General features: G+C 40.8%; 17 protein-coding genes. 4 read left to right on the top strand and 13 right to left on the bottom strand.

Annotated features, from left to right (window positions below; all coding sequences use genetic code 11):
- Nucleotide 1: 1 nt before the first annotated feature.
- The 4 genes from H6614_01585 to rplM form a co-directional block, all read right to left on the bottom strand.
- The gene (locus H6614_01585; protein MCB9242349.1) at nucleotides 2-850 is read right to left on the bottom strand and encodes an elongation factor Ts; all 849 of its coding nucleotides are present in this window, start codon (nucleotides 848-850) and stop codon (nucleotides 2-4) included.
- 35 nt (nucleotides 851-885) lie between these two features.
- On the bottom strand, nucleotides 886-1,659 hold the full coding sequence (gene rpsB / locus H6614_01580; protein MCB9242348.1) for a 30S ribosomal protein S2: 774 nt from the start codon (nucleotides 1,657-1,659) through the stop codon (nucleotides 886-888).
- Nucleotides 1,660-1,893: 234 nt separating this feature from the next.
- Nucleotides 1,894-2,286, bottom strand: a complete 393-nt coding sequence (gene rpsI, locus H6614_01575) for a 30S ribosomal protein S9 (protein MCB9242347.1) — start codon at nucleotides 2,284-2,286, stop codon at nucleotides 1,894-1,896.
- A 12-nt stretch (nucleotides 2,287-2,298) separates the two neighbouring features.
- Nucleotides 2,299-2,754 carry a 50S ribosomal protein L13 gene (rplM, locus tag H6614_01570; GenBank protein MCB9242346.1) on the bottom strand — a complete coding sequence of 152 codons (456 nt, stop codon included), beginning with the start codon at nucleotides 2,752-2,754 and terminating at the stop codon, nucleotides 2,299-2,301.
- 153 nt (nucleotides 2,755-2,907) lie between these two features.
- Between rplM and H6614_01565 the strand changes: the two genes are divergently transcribed.
- Entirely contained in the window at nucleotides 2,908-3,369 is a 462-nt protein-coding gene (locus tag H6614_01565) for an HXXEE domain-containing protein (protein MCB9242345.1), read from the top strand.
- Between the two features lie 53 nt (nucleotides 3,370-3,422).
- On the opposite strand, the gene H6614_01560 is transcribed toward H6614_01565, so the two are convergent.
- Nucleotides 3,423-5,843: a T9SS type A sorting domain-containing protein gene (locus tag H6614_01560; protein ID MCB9242344.1), complete on the bottom strand. Its 2,421-nt coding sequence runs from the start codon at nucleotides 5,841-5,843 to the stop codon at nucleotides 3,423-3,425.
- A gap of 485 nt (nucleotides 5,844-6,328) precedes the next feature.
- Here H6614_01560 and H6614_01555 point away from each other — a divergent pair, with 485 nt between their 5' ends.
- A complete protein-coding gene (locus H6614_01555) occupies nucleotides 6,329-7,780 on the top strand; it encodes a hypothetical protein (GenBank protein ID MCB9242343.1) in 1,452 nt (483 codons plus the stop codon).
- Nucleotides 7,781-7,834: 54 nt separating this feature from the next.
- On the opposite strand, the gene H6614_01550 is transcribed toward H6614_01555, so the two are convergent.
- Nucleotides 7,835-10,288, bottom strand: a complete 2,454-nt coding sequence (locus tag H6614_01550) for a T9SS type A sorting domain-containing protein (protein ID MCB9242342.1) — start codon at nucleotides 10,286-10,288, stop codon at nucleotides 7,835-7,837.
- 586 nt (nucleotides 10,289-10,874) lie between these two features.
- Between H6614_01550 and H6614_01545 the strand changes: the two genes are divergently transcribed.
- Entirely contained in the window at nucleotides 10,875-12,293 is a 1,419-nt protein-coding gene (locus H6614_01545; protein MCB9242341.1) for a hypothetical protein, read from the top strand.
- Between the two features lie 3 nt (nucleotides 12,294-12,296).
- On the opposite strand, the gene H6614_01540 is transcribed toward H6614_01545, so the two are convergent.
- The 3 genes from H6614_01540 to H6614_01530 form a co-directional block, all read right to left on the bottom strand.
- The gene (locus tag H6614_01540; protein MCB9242340.1) at nucleotides 12,297-14,231 is read right to left on the bottom strand and encodes a S9 family peptidase; all 1,935 of its coding nucleotides are present in this window, start codon (nucleotides 14,229-14,231) and stop codon (nucleotides 12,297-12,299) included.
- Between the two features lie 106 nt (nucleotides 14,232-14,337).
- On the bottom strand, nucleotides 14,338-15,045 hold the full coding sequence (locus H6614_01535; GenBank protein ID MCB9242339.1) for a hypothetical protein: 708 nt from the start codon (nucleotides 15,043-15,045) through the stop codon (nucleotides 14,338-14,340).
- 76 nt (nucleotides 15,046-15,121) lie between these two features.
- Nucleotides 15,122-15,643 (bottom strand): hypothetical protein, encoded by a 522-nt coding sequence (locus H6614_01530; GenBank protein ID MCB9242338.1) that lies wholly within the window; start codon nucleotides 15,641-15,643, stop codon nucleotides 15,122-15,124.
- A 143-nt stretch (nucleotides 15,644-15,786) separates the two neighbouring features.
- Between H6614_01530 and H6614_01525 the strand changes: the two genes are divergently transcribed.
- Nucleotides 15,787-15,987 (top strand): hypothetical protein, encoded by a 201-nt coding sequence (locus tag H6614_01525; GenBank protein ID MCB9242337.1) that lies wholly within the window; start codon nucleotides 15,787-15,789, stop codon nucleotides 15,985-15,987.
- Here the strand turns inward: H6614_01525 and H6614_01520 are convergent.
- The 4 genes from H6614_01520 to H6614_01505 all read right to left on the bottom strand — a co-directional run bounded on the left by H6614_01520 (nucleotide 15,984) and on the right by H6614_01505 (nucleotide 21,861).
- Nucleotides 15,984-16,874 carry a cation transporter gene (locus H6614_01520; protein ID MCB9242336.1) on the bottom strand — a complete coding sequence of 297 codons (891 nt, stop codon included), beginning with the start codon at nucleotides 16,872-16,874 and terminating at the stop codon, nucleotides 15,984-15,986. The genes H6614_01525 and H6614_01520 overlap by 4 nt on opposite strands.
- Nucleotides 16,875-16,949: 75 nt before the next feature.
- Nucleotides 16,950-18,389, bottom strand: coding sequence for an amino acid permease (locus tag H6614_01515; protein MCB9242335.1), 1,440 nt, complete (start codon nucleotides 18,387-18,389; stop codon nucleotides 16,950-16,952).
- Between the two features lie 11 nt (nucleotides 18,390-18,400).
- Nucleotides 18,401-19,435, bottom strand: a complete 1,035-nt coding sequence (locus H6614_01510; GenBank protein MCB9242334.1) for a 6-phosphofructokinase — start codon at nucleotides 19,433-19,435, stop codon at nucleotides 18,401-18,403.
- Nucleotides 19,432-21,861: a hypothetical protein gene (locus tag H6614_01505; protein MCB9242333.1), complete on the bottom strand. Its 2,430-nt coding sequence runs from the start codon at nucleotides 21,859-21,861 to the stop codon at nucleotides 19,432-19,434. The genes H6614_01510 and H6614_01505 overlap by 4 nt, the downstream gene beginning before the upstream one ends.
- Nucleotides 21,862-21,866 lie beyond the last annotated feature (5 nt).

Raw genomic sequence — 21,866 nt, 5'->3', positions numbered from 1 at the left:
ATTATCCGAGCTGGAGTCTTACCATCTCGACCAATTCGAGTTTATTGCCTGACTTCTTCTCAAATTCATCCAGTAATCCCTGTACATTCTTGTCGGGATCCTGTATGTATTCCTGTTCGAGAAGAGTATTGTCCTGGTAAAACTTCTCTACCTTATTGTTTACAATCTTTTCGATAATGTTCTCTGGTTTGCCTTCGTTCTGTGATTGAGTAGTATAGATTTCTTTTTCCTTTGCAATAACATCATCCGTAATTCCCGCTCTATTAATTGCAATTGGGTTCATTGCAACGATCTGCATGGCTATCTTATTGCCGATATCGACTGCGTCATCAGTTGCTTGGCCCTTTATTCCAATGAGTGAACCTAGCTTACTACCGAAGTGTATATATTCGCTCACAAACCCGCCATCGACTTTCACTGTCTTAAAATCTTTTAATTCGATCTTCTCGCCAACCTTACCCATCATTTCATCTATCTTCTGCTGAACGGTTAGACCGTTTACGCTCGTATTCAATAATTCATCTACCGAGCCGGGAGTATTATCCAGCGCAGCTTGAGCGATGTCTTCCGCAAATTTCTGGAAATCATCTCCCTTTGAAACAAAGTCCGTTTCGCAGTTCACTTCTATAATAACACCTGTTGATTTATCACCGCTTATCTTTGACTTAATTGCGCCTTCATTTGCCGCTTTATCCGCTCTCTTTGTAGCAAGTGCCGCGCCTTTCTTTCTAAGATATTCGATAGCTTTTTCCATATCGCCGTCTGACTCTTCGAGTGCTTTCTTGCAGTCAGCCATTCCCGCGCTTGTCTTTGCACGTAATTCCTTAATTTGATCTACTGTAATTGCCATTTAGAATTATTCGTATTTAGAGTTTTTTAATAAATTTATCCTGCAGATTCTTCACTGCCTTCTGTTGCCCCGGCAACTTCCATCTTCTCCTTCATCTCTTCAGACTCATCCATCTTTCTTGTCCTAGCAATCTCTGTTCCTTCTATAACCGCATCAGCAATAACGCGAGTTACTATCTCGATGGATTTTACTGCGTCATCGTTCGCAGGGATCGGGTAATCCACAAGATCAGGATCTACGTTTGTATCCACTATCGCGTACACAGGTATTCTCAGCTTCCTTGCCTCATCGATCGCAATATGTTCTTTCTTAACATCAACAAGGAATATTGCGCCCGGAAGCTTGGTCATATCTGAGATACCGCTTAATACTCTTTCGAGTTTTTCCTTTTCTCTCATCATGATCAGACGCTCTTTTTTTACGAAATTGTCTAGGGAGCCGTCTGTTTCCATTTTTTGAAGATTCGAAAGCTTCTTTATGCTTTTCCTAACCGTATTGAAGTTAGTGAGCATACCGCCCAGCCATCTTTCAGATACATAAAATGCTCCGCATCTTTCAGCCTGCTGACGGATGATAGCTTTCGCTTGCTTCTTTGTTCCTACAAAAAGCATCTTTTTCCCCTCAGAAGATATTCTCACTATAGAGTTATATGCATCTTCCAGTAAGGACAGAGTCTTTTTAAGGTCAATGATATGGATCCCGTTCCTGTCCATGAAGATATACTTCTTCATCTTCGGATTCCATCTTCTAGTCAGGTGCCCGAAGTGAGCCCCGGCTAATAAAAGGTCTTCGATTTGAATTTTAGCCATTATGTTTTTATTGTTTACATAAAAGCCGATCTCTGTGTATGAAATCACCCTGCCGTATGCAGAGCATGGGGAAACTAATTGAGATGTAGGCTTTTGTTTTTCCCGCCTCCAATATCGGGGCAGGCTTCTATCTCCGTCATCTCCCGCTTACATCCCGGTTTCTACCGGAACACGGGTAAGCTGGGATCGGGAAATATGTTTTTTGAAAAAATCTTATATAATATAAGAGATATATTATCTCTTTGAAAACTGGAATCTCTTCCTTGCTTTCGGACGTCCGTATTTCTTTCTTTCCACCATTCTCGGGTCCCTGGTCATAAGATCTTCTTTCTTAAGCGCGGGCTTCAGCTCTTCATTGCTCTTTACAAGAGCTCTCGAAATGCCCAGCTTGATTGCCCCTACCTGTCCGGTTGCTCCTCCGCCGTTTACAATAATCTTTGCGTCGAATGAACCGAGAGTATCCGTTACCCTGAACGGAACAAGCATGTCGTCATATAGCCCGTCATTCTTCAGAAAGTCTTTTGCTTCCTTACCATTGATCTCAAGTTTCCCGCTTCCGGGTGTGAGAAGAACTCTCGCGGTCGCTGTCTTTCTTCGTCCTACTGCTGATGTATAATTTGTTGCCATGTATTATATCTATTATAACTCTATGGAAACCGGGTTCTGCGCTTTATGCGGATGCTCCGGTCCTTTGTAAACTTTTAATTTGTTGATTAATTTGTTTCCGAGTCTTGTTTTCGGAAGCATCCTTTTCACAGCAAGCCTGATTATCCTGTCGGGATGCTTTTGCAGCATTTCTTTATATGATACACTCTTTTGTCCACCCGGATATAATGTATGCCTTAAGTATTCCTTTTGTTCTTCTCTTTTTACAGATACTTTTACCTTTTCTGCGTTTACAACTACAACCCAATCACCTGCATCGCTGTTAGGAGTAAATCTAGGACTCATCTTTCCTCTGATCCTCTTTGCTATCTCACTTGCCATCCTTCCAAGTGTCTTACCTTCTGCATCGACAAGAAACCAATTCTCTGGGTTTTCATCCCTTTTTGAAAATTTAGTCGTTCTGACTGAATTTGCTATTGCTGTCTTCATTTCTGTTAAATATAAGCTTAATGCGTTTTTACACGAATTGGTAAATTACTAGTTATACTAAATAAATGCAATGGAATTGTGAGCTCAATATTCTATATTTAAACAAAAGAAATTGGTTTTCGCTCACCACAACTCTCATAAGTTGCTAATATTATGAGCTTTATACTTTCTAATCTTTATTTGATACTTACTATTTGTGCGATACTTCATGTTTTAGAAGAATTTGTCTTCCCGGGTGGTTTTGCAAAGAACTTCAAAGCAATGGTTTCATCCTTTGGATTTAATATTTCCAATTCACAGATCCTACTAATAAATATTCTATTCTTCACATTAGTATTCATTGTCTTAATTTGGCATAATGAACTCCCGATTATAGCTCTTTCGGCAATATTCCTGGTCGGAATAAATGGAATACTGCATGTACTCACATCAATTCGTTTACATAGATATTTCCCCGGGTTGATAACCGGAGCTCTATTGTATATCCCCTTAAGCGTCATCACCTATTTAAATGTTCATGGGGATTTTAAACTCAAAGCTCTTCTCCTTGCTCTTGCCCTGCATGCAGTTCCTTTTATTGTAATTCTCACAGGTAAACACTTTACCAAAAAATAAAAGCCTTCCACTTTCGCAGAAGGCTTTTTAAAACAACAGGAGTCTTGTAATATCTACTTAATAAGAGTCATTTTCTTGACTTCTGAAAAATCTCCTGCATCGATCCTGTAGAAATAAACCCCACTCGAAAGTTTTGCCCCGTCGAATGTATATTCATAAGACCCAGCAGTCAGCTCCTTATTAACAAGGGAAGCTACTTCCCTGCCCAGCATGTCATATACTTTAAGTTTAACAAGCCCGTTCTTTGGTAAGCTAAATTTGATCGCGGTCGATGGATTGAACGGGTTAGGATAGTTTTGACCTAATTCATATTTTCCCGGAATCTCGGTCGAGACGTTTTGTATCCCAACGGTGGTTTGGTTGTTTAGCCTGATTCCCCAGCCTAGTAACTTACCGAATATTGGTGTCGTTGTATCCACAACTTTTAATATCCATTTACCTCTGCATGGTGAGCCACCAAAATTTCCAAATACCTGTCCCGGTTTTACTGAGGAACTCCAGGGCGGTCTAACCCCGCTGAGATTGTTTTCGGCATTATCCTGGAAGATAGTCATCACATTCATGTAGTCACCCCCGTCACCTGCGAGAACTTCTCTTATCGTTCCGTCAGGGGCTACCAGCCTGACATTTACCTGTCCAATCTTTGTATGGTAAATATTTAAAAACAATTCAACCGAAGTTACATCCACATCCGGAAAACTGTCTCCAACAATAATAGTATCCGACACACCTGTTATATTGTTATCGGGAATTAATTTGAATGACGGCTTAACATAGAATCCGTCCGGAAAAACAGAATTAATTGTTTCACCTCTTCTCAGTGTAGTTGATACGGATGCTCTCGGCTCATTTATTCCACCGGCTGTATTGTCATTAATATAGCCCTTAAAATAGCATGAGCTTAAATATCCCTGCCCGAATACTCCACGCATAGTTTTAAATCTGCCGTAACAATTCAAATTACAATCAAAACTCCATGCCGCTAAAAGATTGGTATTATTGCTCAACGCCCTGCTGGATGCAAACATTTGCTTCTTGATCTGTTCCTCATTCAAAACATTGTTCCATATCCTTAACTCATCCATTTCCATAGGACCGGGACTAAATCCACCCGGAAACGCGATTGATCTGCCGAGAAGAATAAAGTTTGTTGTAATCGGCATCACGGGGCTGTTTAGAGTCTGAGTATCTGTCTGCTTTCCATTAACAAAGAATGTAACATCATACGCACTTCCATTCCTCTTCCATGATACAGCTATGTGTGTCCAGTAAAATGTAGGGAGCGAATCCCCTGTCGATACAACTGCATTTCCTGCAATATTGAAGAAAAGTTTCCTCGATGTGTTAATCCCCAGCAAAAATGAAGTGTTTGCCGGAGTATTACCCTTTGAAATTAAATGAACCGATCCCGGCATTGGAAAATCTAGCACACGAACCCACATCTCTATTGAACCGTCCGTAGTAATAAAGTTGCTGAATTCGGTTGTATCGCGGATCGTTACTCGGCTGCTGTCGCTGTTGCCCTGCGGGAAATTTAGTGAATAATTATATGGCAGCGGCTGGTCAAAAGCAGTTTTCTCCGTTGCCGCTGTTCCAATCATCGTACCGGTAAGACCCCTTATATTTTCAAATACGAACACTCCGAAACTTGAATTGAAAGTCCATGATGCTTCAAGTCCTTCATAGTCTTTTGCTGAAGTTAGATTGTAACCCGTAATGTTAGATAACAGCTCGTCTCCTATTCCCAGCCATCTCCTTCTTACAGTACTCGTGTAATCCTTATTTCTTGAAAAGAACCTTACCTCATCCAGTTTACCGTAAAATGTCCCGTTTGCATATTGTGCTCCGCCGATCCTTACTTTATCCGTATTTACCGGCATTGATGTGTTTAGTAAAGGGCTTCCGGCTTCGTAACCATTAATATAAAATTCGATCTGGTAATCACTTCCGACATCGATCCATGTTACAGATACATGGCACCATTCATTGAGTTTTACACTGCTGTCGGCTAATACCAAACTGTTTCCCATTCGCAAACCTGGCTTTAATGTATTTCCCTGTATGTAAAAAGAAAATGCAGTCGTTGCCTGCGTACTGCCCTTTGCCATGATATAGCTGGAATTTGTCGAGTTGGTGATATAAACCCATGCCTCTATGGTACCATCTACTGTTTGCTGGAAAACGGCTTGATTATCTACTTCGACGTAGTTAGCAGAACCGTTTAAACCCGTAAGACATTTATTATATCCATCCGCACCAAAATCATCTGTCTCTGGCAGATTAGAATATATTGGATCAGTAAACCGGGGTGTATTTAGGTTACCCTCCGGCAATAAGTTTGACTTTCTGCCGTCGGAATTTGGACCTCCAAGGTCCGGCAAATATGAATCCTGAGAATAACCATTATTCCCTAAGATTAACATCATTAGCAAAACACTTATTATAAAACTTGCCTTCATTTTTGACTTCTCCATTTTAATTTTACTTTCAAATTTTTCATCCTGATGCCTTCACTTTAAAGCCGGCTTAAACGATTGCAGGTTCTGCCGAAGGCAAGCAGATGTTCAATTAGTGAACATACCCTGCTCCGCGGTACCGTCTAGCCGACAATAAATATCGGATGCCTTCAAAAAATTTTTGTAAGAACTTATATACAAAACTAGGATGACTATACTGCTCAATCAAAATGAAGTGAGTATGAAAGTACTAGCTAAAACCGGATGGTTTATTAGTGTTTTGAAAATAATGCTATCTTTGCTTCTAAAATGTGGATAATTTTTAATTAGGTTTTTTTAGAAAAGTAATAACTATATTCAGAGAGTAAAAATATCTGGAAAAGTAATCGCCAAAATCAATTATTTCAGGGTTTTCTGGGAATGGACTAAATGTAAGCTATTAATGTATAGTAGTTTATTTGCTTTTGTTTAAGATTTTTGAAATAGAAAAGTAACAGCCGGAAATGCATAAAAGTAAGATAATAGACTTTCTGAAAACACTCGATCGTGACGAGCTGAAACGCTTCGGTGATTTTGTATCGTCCCCATATTTTAATAAATCAACAAACCTGGTCAAATTTTTCAATGTTCTTAAAAACTTTTATCCTGCTTTTACTTCACCGGGACTATTGAAGGAAAATATATTTGCAAAGATCTTCCCAAGCGGAAAATACAATGAGCAAACATTGAAGAATCTAAGTTCACAGATGTTAAAACTGTCGAAAAATTTTCTCTCTATAGAATTCTATGAAGAAAATGAACATGAAAAGAGCTTCAATCTGTTGCGAAAGCTAAGCCTAAAAAAGCTGGATAATATTTATCAATCCGAATTAAAATTACTTGAAAAAGAATTTTTATCTACAAATAATGTTCCTGATCCGAGGTTCTATAATTTGTACAGGATGGAACTTGAAAGAATTAATTTCATACTTACCAGAGATAAACAGCAAAAAGTACCCGAGGTGATATTGAAGCAGGGAGAATATTATATATTCTCCTTCCTTGTTCAGCTGTCTATTCTTTATAATAATATAAAGGTAAACGAAAATGCCTATAATGCTCGATTCGATGTGAATCTGGTCGAGGAATTTATTTCAAATACAAACCTTGAAAAGATCAGCAAATATGTTGATAATAAAAATATTGAGTTTGCTTCTATTGCCGGTATTTACTTTTACAAAATTCTCTGTATAATGTATCCGGAAAAAGAAGAATATTATTTCAAACTAAGAGAATTTTTCGAAAAAAGTTTGGATACACTTAATAATGAAGAACTCTATACGATATTTACTTCTATCGAGACATACTGTGTAAATAAAATAAACCGGGGCAAAACGAAGTTTAATACCGAAATGTACGATGCTTATAGATTGGCTATCAAACATAAGATACTATTACTTGGAGGCATGTCGCATATTACGGCAATGAAATTCAGAAATATTTTCCTGTGTGCTTATAGGGAGGAAGAATATGATTGGGCAGATAATTTCGTGAATGATTATAAAAAACATCTCACAACTGACGGTAAAGTAATTGCCGATATCGCTCGCAGTTATTTATTATTCTCAAAGAAAGATTATGAAAACGCACTTGAAAACCTAAGGGATTTTTCGACTGACATGTATATCGCTAAGCTTGACATGCGAGTCCTGACAATCCAGCTTTACTATGAACTCGATTATATCGAAACACTTCTTTCTGCCCTGAACTCATTCCGGCAGTTTATCAACTCTAACGAGAATATTGCTCCATCAACAAGAGCATCGCATCTTAACTTTCTTAATGCTGTAACTAACCTCGCTAAACAGAAATCAAACCCCAAAAAGTCAAAAGTATCGGATATAAAGAGAAAGATCCAAAAGGAGAGTATAGCCTCTCGTAAATGGCTTCTTGAAAAAGCAGATCAGCTACTGTAAATTAAAAAGCCCCATTTAAGGGGCTTTCGAAACAAAGGGAATGTAAAATAATTTCTACTTAACAAGCATCATTTTCTTTATCTCCGTAAATCCATCAGCCTCGATTCTGTAGAAATATACTCCACTGGTAAGCTGTGATCCGTCAAAAGTATATTCATATGCTCCTGGGCTCAGTTCTTCATTAACTAGAGTTGCTACTTCCCTCCCCACTATGTCATATACTTTCAGCTTTACTAAACTGCTTTTTGGTAGAGCAAAATTTATTGCAGTCGATGGATTAAAGGGATTTGGGTAGTTCTGCGACAGTTCAAACCTTTCCGGTATATTTGATGTAGTTTGCTGAATGCCAACTGTACTCAAACCGTTAAGCCTTATACCCCATCCAAAAAATGTATGTTCAACTCCTGCTGATCCGTCACTGACCTTTATGGTCCAGTTTCCTCTTGCTTGCGAGTTACCGAAGTTGCCGAATGATTCTGAGGGCTTAACCCCGTGACTCCATGGAGCCGGAAATTCAGGTGACGTTAAATTAGCTGTAGCGCCATCGAAGAAGAATGTTAAGATATTATTGTTAGTACCGCCGTGATTGTTTACAACCGTTCTTGTCTGCCCGTTAGGAGCGGTTAATGTCACCGAAATATCGCTCACTCTCGTACCTTCCAGCGAGAGAAAAAGCTCAACTGTATTAACATTTTCATCAGGGAAAGACGGTCCAACCGTTATAACATCTGAAACTCCGTTTGGATCGTTATCCGGAAGCGTTGTGAAAACAGGATGAATATATGAACCATATGGAAATACCGACCCGAAATTTCCCGGTCTTTTTATTGTTGTTGGATGTCCAAAAAGATCAAGATCCAAAACATGACCGGTTACCGATGCTTCATTGGTGTATGCGCTGAATCTGCATGTATTAGATGTAGCGGTGGTGAATGTTCCGCGCATTGTAGAAAATCTTCCGCGCGGTACTAATGTACCGTCGAAATCCCATGCAGCTAAAAGCCTGTTAGTAACAGTCTCTTCTAATGCTGAAGATGATGCAAATACGAACCTTCTCAAACTATCTAATGATAGATCTTCATTCCATATCCTGATAGCATCAATGTAAGCATTGACCGGGCTTAATCCGCCGGGAAATGCCTGGGAAACACCCAGCCTGATAGGATCCGAATTTGTTGGGAGATTTGCAGCATTTAATATCAAGCTATCGTTTAATTCACCGTTAAGAAAAAACTTCACCAAAAAGTTACTGCCCTGATCGTTCCAGGATACTCCCACGTGGGTCCAGTCTGATGCAGGTATTGAAGGACCTGTCGAAGTTACAGCATTACCGGCAATATTAAAGAATAATTTGCCCGAACTATTCACTCCAAGAAGGAAAGAGTTCGTTGGTGAACTTCCGCCTTTGGAGATCAAATGTGTTGTCGCTGACGGCAGAGAATTAAATCTCACCCACATTTCGATTGTACCATCAGTGGTAATAAAGGAATTGAAAGTCGTCGTATCTCTTATATTCACAATGTTGTCGTTTCCGCCTGATGATGGAAAATACAGAGCATTGTTATATGGCATTGGGTTACCGTATGAGGATGTAGTTAGATTTGCGGCTCCCTTCAAAATACCATTATGACCACCGATATTATCAAACACCAGTGAAAGCAATGCCGAGTTAAAAGTGTAGGACGCTAGCAAACCAGTGTATGATGAACTTCCGTCGTAATTGCTTCCATCAAAATTAGAGAATAGGTCTTCACCTAATCCAATAAAACGGTTTGCTCTTATCATTGCTAGTGTGATCACAGGGTTCCAGAACCTTACTTCATCTATAAAGCCTGAGAAAGATCCCGAATTGTATTCCGAACTTCCGATCCTTACTTTATCCGTGTTAAGAGGCATTGGACCTGTAAGTAATTGCGTCGTACCTGACTGAGCTCCGTCGATATAAAATTTTACATCAAAATTGCCGCCATTACTTGTCCATGTTACAGCCACGTGTGTCCATTTATTTAATGGAAAGTTATTTGCGTCATCGCTGGATACAAGATTGTTACCCATTCTTAGTCCCAATTTGCCCGACCCAATAAAAAATGAAAAGCTGACTGTTGCAGTGGTTGCTCCCTTAGCGGTAATGATCTGTACACCGGTACTTTGGACATATACCCAGGCATCGATTGAACCATTGGCGTTCTGATTAAAAATAATGTCATGGTTTATCTCGAGGAAGTTAGCATTTGCGCCCAGTCCCTGCATATAATAATTACCTCCGACAGAACCGCCGTATTCATCGGTCTGATTATTCTGCGCAGAAAAATTCTTTGTGATCTCGGGTGAGATCATATCTGCGTTTTCACCGCTTACGAGATCTCGTGGACTCGGAGGGATTGCATTATCGCTAATTTCCGACTCAATAACGCCGTCGGGTGCTACCCTGTTCTGTGCATTTGCGGGAATTACAATTCCACTAACACAAATAAATAATAATAAGCAAAAAAATTTGATCGCCTTCATTTTGAAAGTTGTCTCCGTTGTGATTTTGTTTAACATTTGTTTTTTAAAATTTTTTATCCTGAACTGCCTTCTTATTTAAACTCTGTTCAAGTTTAAAGCCGGCTTTAAAACGATGAAGAGGTCTGTCGAAGGCTTAACAGTTTAAAAGTTATTTACCCCTGTTTCCGCGGAATCGTTTTTTTACCGGCAAAATAAATCCAGGATTGCCTTCATGAATTTTCTTAGTTAAAAGAACTTATACAAATCTAAGACATCAAAGGTACACGCCTCAAATAAGAGAATCCTGATATGTAATCTCGATTTTGCTTTTAACACGCGCAGGATATGAGAAAATCTTACCTTTAGAGCCGGTAGACACACTTTTCTTGTTGAAAGAGTTTTTAAAATGTAACTTTAAACTATTGTTTATAAATATTTTGTATTTGTAACCATGAAAAAGAATCTATTTTTGATTATATTTTACAATGAGTAAGCTATATCTTTGTTTTATATTTATTTGCCTTTTCTAAGATTTTTTTGAAAGTAATCAGCTTGGTTGTATAAGAGTAAGATCATATCAATACTTAAAACCCTGTCGGAGGAGGAGATGAAACGGTTTCTCGATTTCACTGCATCCCCTTATTTTAATTCCAACAAGAGTGTTGTCCGCCTTGCAGCCCAGTTAAAGAAGTATCACCCCGACTTCCCGGAACATCTGATAAAGAAGGAAAAGCTTTATGATAAGATATTTTCTGGGGAGAAATACAATGATCAGGTCATGAGAAATCTAAGCTCACAACTGCTGAAGCTGGCAAAGGAATTTATTGCAATTGATCTGTATAATAACGATGAGATAAGAAAGTCTCTGGATTTTCTCAGCGAGGCAAACATGAGAAGACTTGATGCGCTTTTTACTTCGGAAAGAAAAGCCCTGAAAAATATCCTCCAAAAGGAAAAACTCGATGAAGCGCTGTTTTTACAATTGCACACCCTCGAGGAGATAGACGTACAATTCAAACTTCACAGGGATAGACAAAAGGAAGTATTCGAATCACTTGCATCGGAAGGAAATTATCTTATCTACTACTTCCTCATCCGCCTTAATGACATTTATGTAAACATGAAGATCAACGAAGACGCCTTAAACGCCGATATAGATAGGGAATTTGTTAAAGTGTTTTTTGAAAAGATCGATTTTCAGAACCTTATCAATTTTCTCGAACAAAATAATATTAAATACGGAAGTATTTTTACCCTCTATTACTATAGAATGATGTGTATCCTTAATCCGGATGATTCTGAGCATTACCACAATTTGTACAATCTGTTACTAAAAACTATGTCCGTCCTCAAAAACGCGGAGGTGTCACAATTAATGGGCACTCTGGAATTTGTCTGTACTTATAAAATTAACCGTGGGGACAGGAGTTTTTACAAAGATCTTTTTGGTCTCTATGACCTCGAGAGAAAATACAAGCTGGGTCATTATGCCCCGGGAAGGATCATTACGTCATTTAGATTCCGAAATACTGTCTTGGTAGCATTACGAGTTGGAGAGGTAGACTGGGCGTACGATTATATTAAAAATTATAAAAAGTATTTGAATAAGGAAAATAAAGAGCTTGCGGATTTTGGAATGGCTATGATTAACTTCGAGCGCGGTGAGTATGAAAAATCCATTGAAGCCCTGCGATCGATCAAAACAGACTATTCGATGATCAAAGTTGACATGAAATATCTGCTCGTAAAATCGTTCTATGAGCTAGGGTACGATGAAGCTGTTATTTCACAGCTTAACTCATTCAGGCATCTCGTCACCTCCCATAAGGAAGTAACCGACATAACACGCGAAAAAGGGTTAAACTTTATTAATCTCACAAATTCCCTGATAAAACTGAAGGATGATCCGGACAAAGAAAGAGCGGACGAATTGCTGGACAGGATAAATACCCTTAACCTCACGGGCGATAAAGTATGGCTGGAAAAGAAAATTAACGATATTACAAATAAGAAAACTGCGATCTGATTATTAATTACCCAAAAGATACTTCTCCAAAAACATCACCTCAGCTGCTATCATAAAATTCCTGTTCGACTTCTTACTAAAGCCGTGACCTTCGTCTTTTGCCATTAGGTACCACACCTCCCGTCCGTTTTCTTTCATAGCCTGCACCATTTGCTCTGCCTCCGTTACGGGAACACGCGGGTCATTCAATCCCTGTATCACAAAGAGCGGGCTCGTGATCTTATCTACGTGCTTATTTGGAGAGATGCTCTCCAGGAATTTCATCATCTCCGGGTCTGTCTCATCGCCATATTCCGCTCTGCGAAGGTCCTGCCTGTACTCACTTGTGTTATTTAAAAATGTTACGAAATTGCTTATCCCGACAACGTCTATCCCGCACCTTATTCTATCGCTGTAATGTACCAGCGAAGCAAGCACCATATAACCGCCGTATGAGCCGCCCATTACACACACCCTCTCAGCATCGAGTTCTGGCTGAGACGCGATCCAGTCGAGCAGTGCACCTATATCTTTGACCGAATTTTCACGGAGCATGCCGTTATCCAGATCGAGATATGTTTTCCCATAACCCGACGAACCCCGTACATTCGGCTCGATTACAGCTGCACCCAGCTCATTTACAAAGAATTGAATGGTAGAGCTGAATGAAGGGTCCGATTGCCCCTCCGGTCCGCCGTGAATATTTATTATAACCGGTAGCTTACCTGTAGCAACTTTTGGCTTATAGACTAATGCCGGTATATTTCTATCATCGAATGATGGATAATATATCGGTTCAGGTGAAACGAAAATATCCGGGTTCAGTCCGCCCATCTCGCTAAATGTCCAGCGTGTAAGTTTATACTCATCTATATCGTATGTATAAACGTCTCTAACTGAAGTAGGAGTTATCATTGAGAATCCAAGAGTCTTATTATCCTTGCTAAACCTAACCCCCGAGACATTCCCCTGCGGGATCTCCGTCACCTCACTGTATTCGAATGTAAGCACATCCATGAGATACATCTTTGAAAACCCGTTCTCATTTGTAGTAAAGCAAAGCAATCTGCCCTCATCAGAGATAGCAACATTATCGACGTCCCACTTAAGGTCCGGCGTGAGAACTTTCATCTCGCCCGTTGCAGGATTATAATTTTTAAGTGTCCTGAATTCAGAGTCCTCGTCTGAAACCAGAAATATATTTCCATTATGCGCGAAATACGCATCGCCGTATGAGACTTTCTTTATATTATCATAATTAAATACCGGGTTCAATAAACCGGTGGAGATAGTATATATATACAGTTCGGATTCCGTTCGCGCAATATATTTGCGCATTAATAGCCTATCCCCATCATCGCTCCAATCCATTATTCCCCACCCGCTTTCATTCACGTCGAGCAGGAGACGCTCGCTTGAGACATTCCCCATGTCTGCTACGTAAAAATCGAATGTCTTTTTATCCTTCTTATTACTGCGGTAGATATACTTTGTACCATCCTTATTCCATGTAAAACCTGAGTTACGCGATACACCATCGGTGAGTATCTTACTGTTTCCCGTCTTCCAGTTGTAGAAATATATCTGGTAATTTTCATTCCCGCCTTCATCTTTATAATACACAAATCCGTCGTATTCCGGATTGGGTGACCCGATCGCTGTAGTGACAGGCTCCGGAAAAAAAGTTAATTGCTGTCTGTATTTCGTCGGCTGAGAGACATAATGTACCTGCGTAACGTCACCAAAACGCGTCGTAATATAAACACCCTCTCCGTAATAATCCCAATCCTCAAATGCCGCACTGCGCATATTGGAATAGCGGTTATACCTCTCTTCGATATCGGACGGGATCTGCTCCGGGATACCTTCCATTACGAGATTCCCAACCTCACGCCTGTCCTGTGATATCAACGGAAAAGTTACTAAAAGCGAAAAGATGATGACGGAAAAGATTTTCATACTTGATGTTTAAATTTAACTAAGATAACCCCATACGGTGAAAATTGAAATAAAAAAAGCCCCGAAATGGATATCCACCGGGGCTCGATATTCTTTTGCAATAAACTTACGGTGTGAGAGTAAAAGCCGCTTTTGCGGAAACGTATGTCCGGTTCATTACTCCGCCAACGCTATTCTGTTGCGATAATCCTGTCTGGTCCTGTCTCAATAGTTGCGCATAGTAATTGCCCGTCGTGAGAGGGCTCAGATCGCTCGATGTTATCGAAAATGAATTACTGCCGTTGGTTTGGTTAGCTCTTTGTATAACAAGGGAGTCGTTGCTTGCATTATATATGTTGAGCGTAACCTTTTCACCTGAATTAACCGAACTTGTAAAATTAAAAGTTGTGCCTGATGATTGCATTACAACCGTAGGCGGACTCTGAAAACTTATCGCCATACTGCTCAGACTTGTCGAGTTACTAAAGGTATTGCTGTTTGCATCCGTGTACACATACTGGTATGGATTCTGAAACCCGCCTACTCCATACTGATAATAAACAACGCCAAAGATGGATATCTCGGTCATAGAATTTCCGTTAAATGTAACGCCAGAGGTAGCTCCTGTTAGTGTAATATAAGATCCGTTTGCATTGTTCAACCTGAAAGTTGCTCTTGCATATGTCCAGTTCGAGTCTGCATTATACCTGCAATCATATATCTGGTAAATGTTATCCTGGTTAACACTTGTTATAGGATCGCTTTCGCACGAATAGAATACTAAAACGGGAAGTGTAAATACGCTAAGTAAAAATAGTAACTTAATTGCCCTCATAAGCTGTTGGTTTATTTCTTTTTATAGCCCAATCATATCTAAAAGTTCCGACATAATAAAGAGAATATTTAATGGGTTAATCGCGCACCTTGAGCACACTGCATTTGTCTATTATCTCGTCGCCATCAAATTTAAAATAATATTGTATCACATTGCCTAGAAGGCAATTGTCTTTATACGCATAGGAATAAATTTTTGTAATAATTTTATCATCGTGTACTAAGAATATTTCTCCTTGATACCATCCAACCTCCGCTGCCATCACTCCTTCTTCGATTTTGGAAAAATAAATTATATACCGACAACTGTCATACCCTACATCCGACATTGATTCTAAATACTTTAGAGTATCATCACCTAGTAGGCCAACTTGGAAGTCACACCATTTATCTTTAAATGATACACTTTTATAATCCTTTACCCTTTCGGGGGACACTTTCACATTTACTGATCCGTCAGAATTCTTGTAATGAGGGAAGTATGATTTGAATTCCTGCTCATTTATAATATACTCGTAAGCATTTCTATACTTTAAAGAATCATTCGCCATAACCAAAGAGTATTCAAAAAGAAAGATTATGATAAATAATATTTTCATATATGTTATAATAAATTTATTGGTATGATTAAATCTACCAATCCCCCTATCAATACTCAACCAATATTTTTATATTATAAAAAAGGAGCATTATGTTTTCAATATTCAAAACTTATAGGACTCTCCCCACCTACATTATAATAATGCACATCTTCGGCAAGACCCTCGGCGGATTCGGGATTGGATTATTGTTTGGAGTTTACATCAAAAGCGTTGATTGGATGACGTGGGGATGGGTTGCCATTGTATTGAGTTTCCTTGTACAATTACCAGTACTGCTAAAGGTAGTTTCAAAGAATGCGGCAGAAAAAGCAGTAAAAGAAGTAGAATCCCAAAACACCTAACAGCAGTCGCAGTTAGCGCCGGACTTTTCTACCTGGAGAGTGGTATGTATTATCCCAAACTTCTTCTCCAGTTCCTCCCTTATATCGACAATAAAATTATCACTATATCCCTCCGGCACAACAAGGTGCGCCGTCAGCGCGATCTGTGTAGTGCTCATAGCCCAGATATGCAGGTCGTGCACATCCTCTACACCCTTCACCGAATCCAGGTAGCTCCTCACCTTCTGCACGTCGATATCCTTTGGCACCGCATCCAGCGCGAGATTAAGCGAATCCACCAATAGCCCCCACGTGCTGTACAATATCACCGCAACGATCACAAAGCTCATCACCGGGTCTATCCACAATATATTAAACAGCATAATTAACAGTCCCGCTATCACTACGCCCAGCGACACTCCTGCGTCAGCCGCCATGTGAAGGAACGCGCCCTTAATATTAAGGTCCTCCTTCTGCCCTTTCATAAACATCATCGCCGTAATACCATTTATTATCACACCCACACCCGCAACGATCATCACCGTACCGCCCGCTATCTCTGAAGGATTCTGTATCTTCTCTATCGCCTCTATCAATATCAGCGCTACACCAATCAGCAATATGACCGCGTTAAGCAGAGAAACAAGTATCGTTATCCTGCGCAGACCATACGTGTACTTACCGGAGGGTTTTCTGAGAGCGATCCATGCCGCGCCCCACGCAAAAAACAAGCTCAGCACGTCGCTGGCGTTATGCCCTGCGTCAGCCAGCAGAGCGGACGAGTTAGCCGCCAAACCATAAATGACCTCTACAACGATAAATATAAGATTAAGTGCGATGCCGATTGCAAACGCCTTACCGTACTTAATTCCTCCGGATGAGTGATTATGTGAATGGTTATGCGCCATCAAAATAAGGTAGCAATTTGCAATTACTTTTTACAGTGAAATCAACATAAACTATTAATTGCAAATGATTTGCGCTTACTTGACTTCCTTCGCGCCTTTTCTCCAGAATATATAGAACGGGATGCCCAGCAGTACAAGGAGAAGTCCTATACCTGCGTCACGCGGATTCTGAATTATTGTTACTGCTACAAGTGTTATGCAAAACAGCACAAAGATAGCCGGTATCCATGGATAACCCCACACCTTATAAGGACGGTGTGCGTCTTTCATTTTCTTGCGGAGAACAAACACGCCGAACGCCCCCGCTCCGTAAAATATAAATGAAGCAAATATCAGCATGTCCGTCAACTGGTCGAACGTTCCCGACAGCACCAGTAGACAAGCCCATACTCCCTGAATCAAAAGCGAAACGTATGGAGTTCTGAATTTAGGATGGGTGTATGCCGCTGACTTAAAAAATAATTTGTCGCGTGCCATCGCGAAATAAACCCTCGATGAAGCCAGTATCGTCCCGTTTGTCGTCCCGAATGTCGAAATCATGATCAGCACCGAGATAAAGAATGCCCCGCCGTTGCCGAGGAACTTCCTCATTACCTCGACACCTATAATACTGTTCTTTACTCCGGCAATCTGTACTATTTCATCCACCGGCATCACATATAGAAACACAAAATTGGTTAGCATGTAAATAATTATCACCGCGCTCACACCCCCGAATAGCGCTATCGGTATATTCCGCTTTGCGTTTTTCACTTCACCGCCGAGATACCCGATGTTATTCCACCCGTCGTAAGCCCAGAATGCTCCCAGCATCGCCGCGAACATTGCGCCAAACAATCCCAGTGAAGTGCCGTACTGCGCGTTTGGATTTTCGAGGATAGGTGCAATATTTTCTGTACTTCCACCGCTTATAGCAAGTCCGAGAACGATAATAACGAGTATTCCCGTAACTTTCAGAATTGTAAATGTATTATTAATATAACCCCCGAAAACAACACCGAGGTAATTTGCAGTGGTTAGAAATATTATGGTAAGTATCGTGAGACCTTTCACTCCAAAATTATCGAACGGCTGAAATAAGCCAAATATAGTAAAACCGGAGAGACTGTCGCTTAGAGTAGGAAGGTGTATTATTGCATTAACCGATTCCGCGAAAACATATCCTATCGAAGCGATCGATGCGGACTGTATTACCGAAAAACATGACCACCCGTAAATGAATGCGAAAGGTCTGCCGTACATCTCTTTAAAATAAACGTACTGTCCGCCTGGCTCCGCGATCAGTCCGGCTATTTCGGCATTTGTCGCCGCCCCCATCAGTGTAATAAAGCCCGCTATAAGCCAGCATATTAGAAGGATGCCGCCGGAATCAAGCTCGACCGCCATTGGAGCGGTCTTCTTAAAAATTCCTGATCCTATCATTGAACTCATTACAACAAGGAACGCAGTCCACAGTCCGAGTTTACGAAGAAGCCCGCTATGATGAATTTCTTCTTCCAGGATTGCTTTTGACATCGGTTTGTATTTTATTTAAAAAATACTTCTGCTGTTTGATAAATGCTCAGATCTACCGTCTTCAGCTTGCTGATCGCTTCCTTTATAGTGATGTCGTCTATCGAACTCCCCTTTAGCGCCGCCATGCGGCCAAACTTTCCCTCCTGCGCCATACGCACCGAATAAACACCAAACCTCGTACCCAGCATCCTGTCAAAAGCCGTTGGCATACCTCCCCGCTGTACGTAACCAAGTATCGTTGCCCTCGATTCAAAACCCGACCTTTTCTCTATCTCTTCCGCCAGGTAATTTGCAATTCCGCCGAGACGCTTCCTACCAAAGTCATCGAACTTGTTCTCCGCAATATAAATGTCCTTTATCTCATCCATTATATATTCAGCGCCTTCTGCTATTACTATTATAGAGAAGAGCTTACCTCTTTCTGCTCTGCTTTGAACGACTTCTAATATATCGTCTATTGTGATCTTCTTTTCCGGAATAACGATTGCATCCGCTCCTCCCGCAATACCCGAGTAGAGCGCTATCCATCCGGCGTGCCTGCCCATTACTTCCAGTATCATTACCCTGTGATGTGATTCCGCAGTCGTGTGAAGCCTGTCCACCGCTTCCGTCGCAATATTAACCGCCGTATCGAATCCAAATGTATAATCCGTTCCGTAAATATCATTATCTATCGTCTTCGGAACACCGACTACATTAATTCCTGCTTCATACGCCATCTGCGCAACGTGCATCGAACCCTCTCCGCCTACACATATAATTGCATCCAGCGGCGACTCCTTCATCTTCTCGATGAGTAGCTCCTCACCGTTAACCTGCTCGAACGGGCTGTATCTGGAAGAACCTATTATAGTACCGCCCCTGTTTACAATACCGCTCACGTCATTTAATGTAAGCTCCTTGTAATTTCCATCTATGATTCCCTTCCACCCGGCGTATATGCCGTATGGTTTAAAACCAATCGTGAGAGCTTTCCTCACAGCCCCCCTTATAACTGCATTTAAACCGGGGCAGTCGCCTCCGCTTGTAAGAATCCCTATATTCATACCGTGCTTTTCTTTAAAGATGAAAATTTAGCATTAACAAAATATAACGCGATCAGGTAAATGACTGCAACAAGAATAAAAATAAACACAAACCCGGTCATCATTGACAGCATCACCGTTATCACCGTTCCAATCACCGAAAAGAATCCGTTTATTCCCCACGCAAACGCCGCGAAGTTTCGTTCGTCGTCCTCTATTAATGAAAGCCCTATCGGGAAAGGCATACCCATAAAAAATCCAAGCGGCGCTATTATCAGTGCCGAGATAACGACTCTCCACGTTAGATCTACCCTCACCATTGCATCGAAGATTAATGGATTCAATAGCCCGATAGCAATAGACAGAGCAGCGATTATACCAAATATGATTATTAGCTTAGACCTTGTGAAATTGAAGAACTTCATCGAAAACATACTCCCGAGTCCCGATGATACCAGCATAGTCGCGACTACTGTGAGAAGTGTGTAAACCGGCTGCCCCAGGAATAGTGTGAACTTTTGTATCATACAAACCTGCAACATGATGTATCCCGCGCCCAGGCATCCGAAGTAAATAAGGAATTTCCTGCTAAACTTTCCCTTGTCCTCTTTAGTGAGCCTCCTCAACGGGAGAAGTATCAAAAGTCCGGCTATAATGATCGTCTGTAATAATATGGCAATGAGTGTCGATTCCGCAACCGGTCTGTCTTTTAACGCCAGTATGCCCTTCTCATCCTGAGCAAAAGTTTCTTTTATTCCTTCAAGTGTCAGATGCGAAAATCCTATGTTATTATCAAAGTAAGGTTTGTTGTCCGTCGCGGGTTCTATGTTCGTGCTGTAGTTCTCTATAATTGCATCGATGTTATCGGATTTTATCAGATCCCTGTATATACCTTCCTGGTCTGATAATGGGTCATACTCTATATTAATAGAGAGGAGCGCCGCTTCGTTCTTCACTTTAACAATTTCGTCGTAATCAAAGCCATCCTTTTTATAGATTATTCCTGCCATGAAGCTCTTGTCACTCTCGAAATCATTCGGCGGACGGCGGAACACAATAAAGTTATCCTTGCTCTGCTCCAGTCCTTTACTTGTATTCAGACGGGCTTTCTTAAGTGTTGCGATCAGCTTTGGAAGCTGTGTTTCCGGACGTGAAATGTACAGCACTCCCCCCGGAGACAAATGCTCGAGATACTCCTCTACCGCTTCCTGTGTTAGAATGTAATTTTCCACCATGCTCATAGCCCCGCTGGATACCGCCGATGCGGAGATAGTGTGAGCTGATATAATTACATCGTATGCGATTCGTTTGCTCCGTATCACCGAACGCGCATCGTCCGTGATGAGTTTAACCTTATCGTTGTCTTTTACGAGCGGGCCAGTCCAGCTTACAAGGTCTCTCTTTATTAGATCGTTCAATATCCCGTTTATCTCTACGCCTATTACTAGATTCGACCCGTTATATAAAGAGGAAAGTATCTCTCCGCCTCCCGCTGATCCTATTATGAATGTCTTATCCACCGAGTCCAGTGGAGCAAACGCAAGGTTCGAAGCGTCTGCCGGTCTGGTTTCCGGGGGAAGGGTCTTTACATTCGGGATATTTGTGCTTGCGTTGCCGTTGTCTATTATCGCAAGATAAACGTTATACCCGTCCGGCGATTCCTGCTCGTCGCGCATGACGTCTATCTTGGAGATCGTGTTCCATTCAGTTAATACCTTCAGGTCCGGGCGCTCCTTAATGTAATTCCCGAATACCTTGTTAGGAGTCGAATTTATCGCGAACCTTTCGTCCTTATTAATAAGGAATGAACTGCTTATAAGTATCAGCACAAATGCCGCGAAAGCCCAGTTCTTATAATTCCTTACCCCGAATATTATCGCGCATATAAAACCTAGCATTGCAATAAAGACAATAGTTCCGTTACCGCCTACCATTGGCATAAAAAGCACAAATGCGAAACATGACAATCCTGCCCCGATGAGATCGAAGAAGTATAACCGCGAAACCTCAGCTTTGAATTTTGTCAGAAGAACAGATATGATAAGTCCCGAAAAGAAAAATGGAACAGTAATAAGCAAATAATATATTGGTAAGAATATGAACTGTACCGGATCCGTTAATAAACTGAACGGATCGAACGGGATCTGGTTCATTATAATGAATGATAGTATAACCGATATCCCGAAGAACATCGAAAGGAATGTAAGCAGTTTATCGGTCTTGATCTGCTTCAGCTTTTTATTGAGGGATAGTACGACACCGCTTACGCCGAATCCCAGCAGTGCCACACTTATTATCATAAATGCAAAGTGATACCAGAGCGATACGGAGAGTATCCTTGTGTATGTGAATTCCAGTAAAAGTGTTGATAGGGAAACGAGGAAAATTCCTGCGTAATATGAACCGTGAACGCTTTCGGAATTGAGTGAGACTTTCTTTGCAGACATTAAAA

The sequence above is a fragment of the Ignavibacteriales bacterium genome (genome assembly GCA_020635255.1).
Classification (GTDB): domain Bacteria; phylum Bacteroidota; class Ignavibacteria; order Tepidaquicellales; family Tepidaquicellaceae; genus JAEYVS01.
This window is presented reverse-complemented; position numbering and strand designations above follow the sequence as displayed.

What these genes read in the sequence shown, in the direction of transcription:
- H6614_01585 (MCB9242349.1), bottom strand. Translation starts at nt 850, where the DNA reads ATGGCAATTACAGTAGATCAAATTAAGGAATTACGTGCAAAGACAAGC.
- rpsB (MCB9242348.1), bottom strand. Translation starts at nt 1,659, where the DNA reads ATGGCTAAAATTCAAATCGAAGACCTTTTATTAGCCGGGGCTCACTTC.
- rpsI (MCB9242347.1), bottom strand. Translation starts at nt 2,286, where the DNA reads ATGGCAACAAATTATACATCAGCAGTAGGACGAAGAAAGACAGCGACC.
- rplM (MCB9242346.1), bottom strand. Translation starts at nt 2,754, where the DNA reads ATGAAGACAGCAATAGCAAATTCAGTCAGAACGACTAAATTTTCAAAA.
- H6614_01565 (MCB9242345.1), top strand. Translation starts at nt 2,908, where the DNA reads ATGAGCTTTATACTTTCTAATCTTTATTTGATACTTACTATTTGTGCG.
- H6614_01560 (MCB9242344.1), bottom strand. Translation starts at nt 5,843, where the DNA reads ATGGAGAAGTCAAAAATGAAGGCAAGTTTTATAATAAGTGTTTTGCTA.
- H6614_01555 (MCB9242343.1), top strand. Translation starts at nt 6,329, where the DNA reads ATGCATAAAAGTAAGATAATAGACTTTCTGAAAACACTCGATCGTGAC.
- H6614_01550 (MCB9242342.1), bottom strand. Translation starts at nt 10,288, where the DNA reads ATGAAGGCGATCAAATTTTTTTGCTTATTATTATTTATTTGTGTTAGT.
- H6614_01545 (MCB9242341.1), top strand. Translation starts at nt 10,875, where the DNA reads ATGAAACGGTTTCTCGATTTCACTGCATCCCCTTATTTTAATTCCAAC.
- H6614_01540 (MCB9242340.1), bottom strand. Translation starts at nt 14,231, where the DNA reads ATGAAAATCTTTTCCGTCATCATCTTTTCGCTTTTAGTAACTTTTCCG.
- H6614_01535 (MCB9242339.1), bottom strand. Translation starts at nt 15,045, where the DNA reads ATGAGGGCAATTAAGTTACTATTTTTACTTAGCGTATTTACACTTCCC.
- H6614_01530 (MCB9242338.1), bottom strand. Translation starts at nt 15,643, where the DNA reads ATGAAAATATTATTTATCATAATCTTTCTTTTTGAATACTCTTTGGTT.
- H6614_01525 (MCB9242337.1), top strand. Translation starts at nt 15,787, where the DNA reads ATGCACATCTTCGGCAAGACCCTCGGCGGATTCGGGATTGGATTATTG.
- H6614_01520 (MCB9242336.1), bottom strand. Translation starts at nt 16,874, where the DNA reads ATGGCGCATAACCATTCACATAATCACTCATCCGGAGGAATTAAGTAC.
- H6614_01515 (MCB9242335.1), bottom strand. Translation starts at nt 18,389, where the DNA reads ATGTCAAAAGCAATCCTGGAAGAAGAAATTCATCATAGCGGGCTTCTT.
- H6614_01510 (MCB9242334.1), bottom strand. Translation starts at nt 19,435, where the DNA reads ATGAATATAGGGATTCTTACAAGCGGAGGCGACTGCCCCGGTTTAAAT.
- H6614_01505 (MCB9242333.1), bottom strand. Translation starts at nt 21,861, where the DNA reads ATGTCTGCAAAGAAAGTCTCACTCAATTCCGAAAGCGTTCACGGTTCA.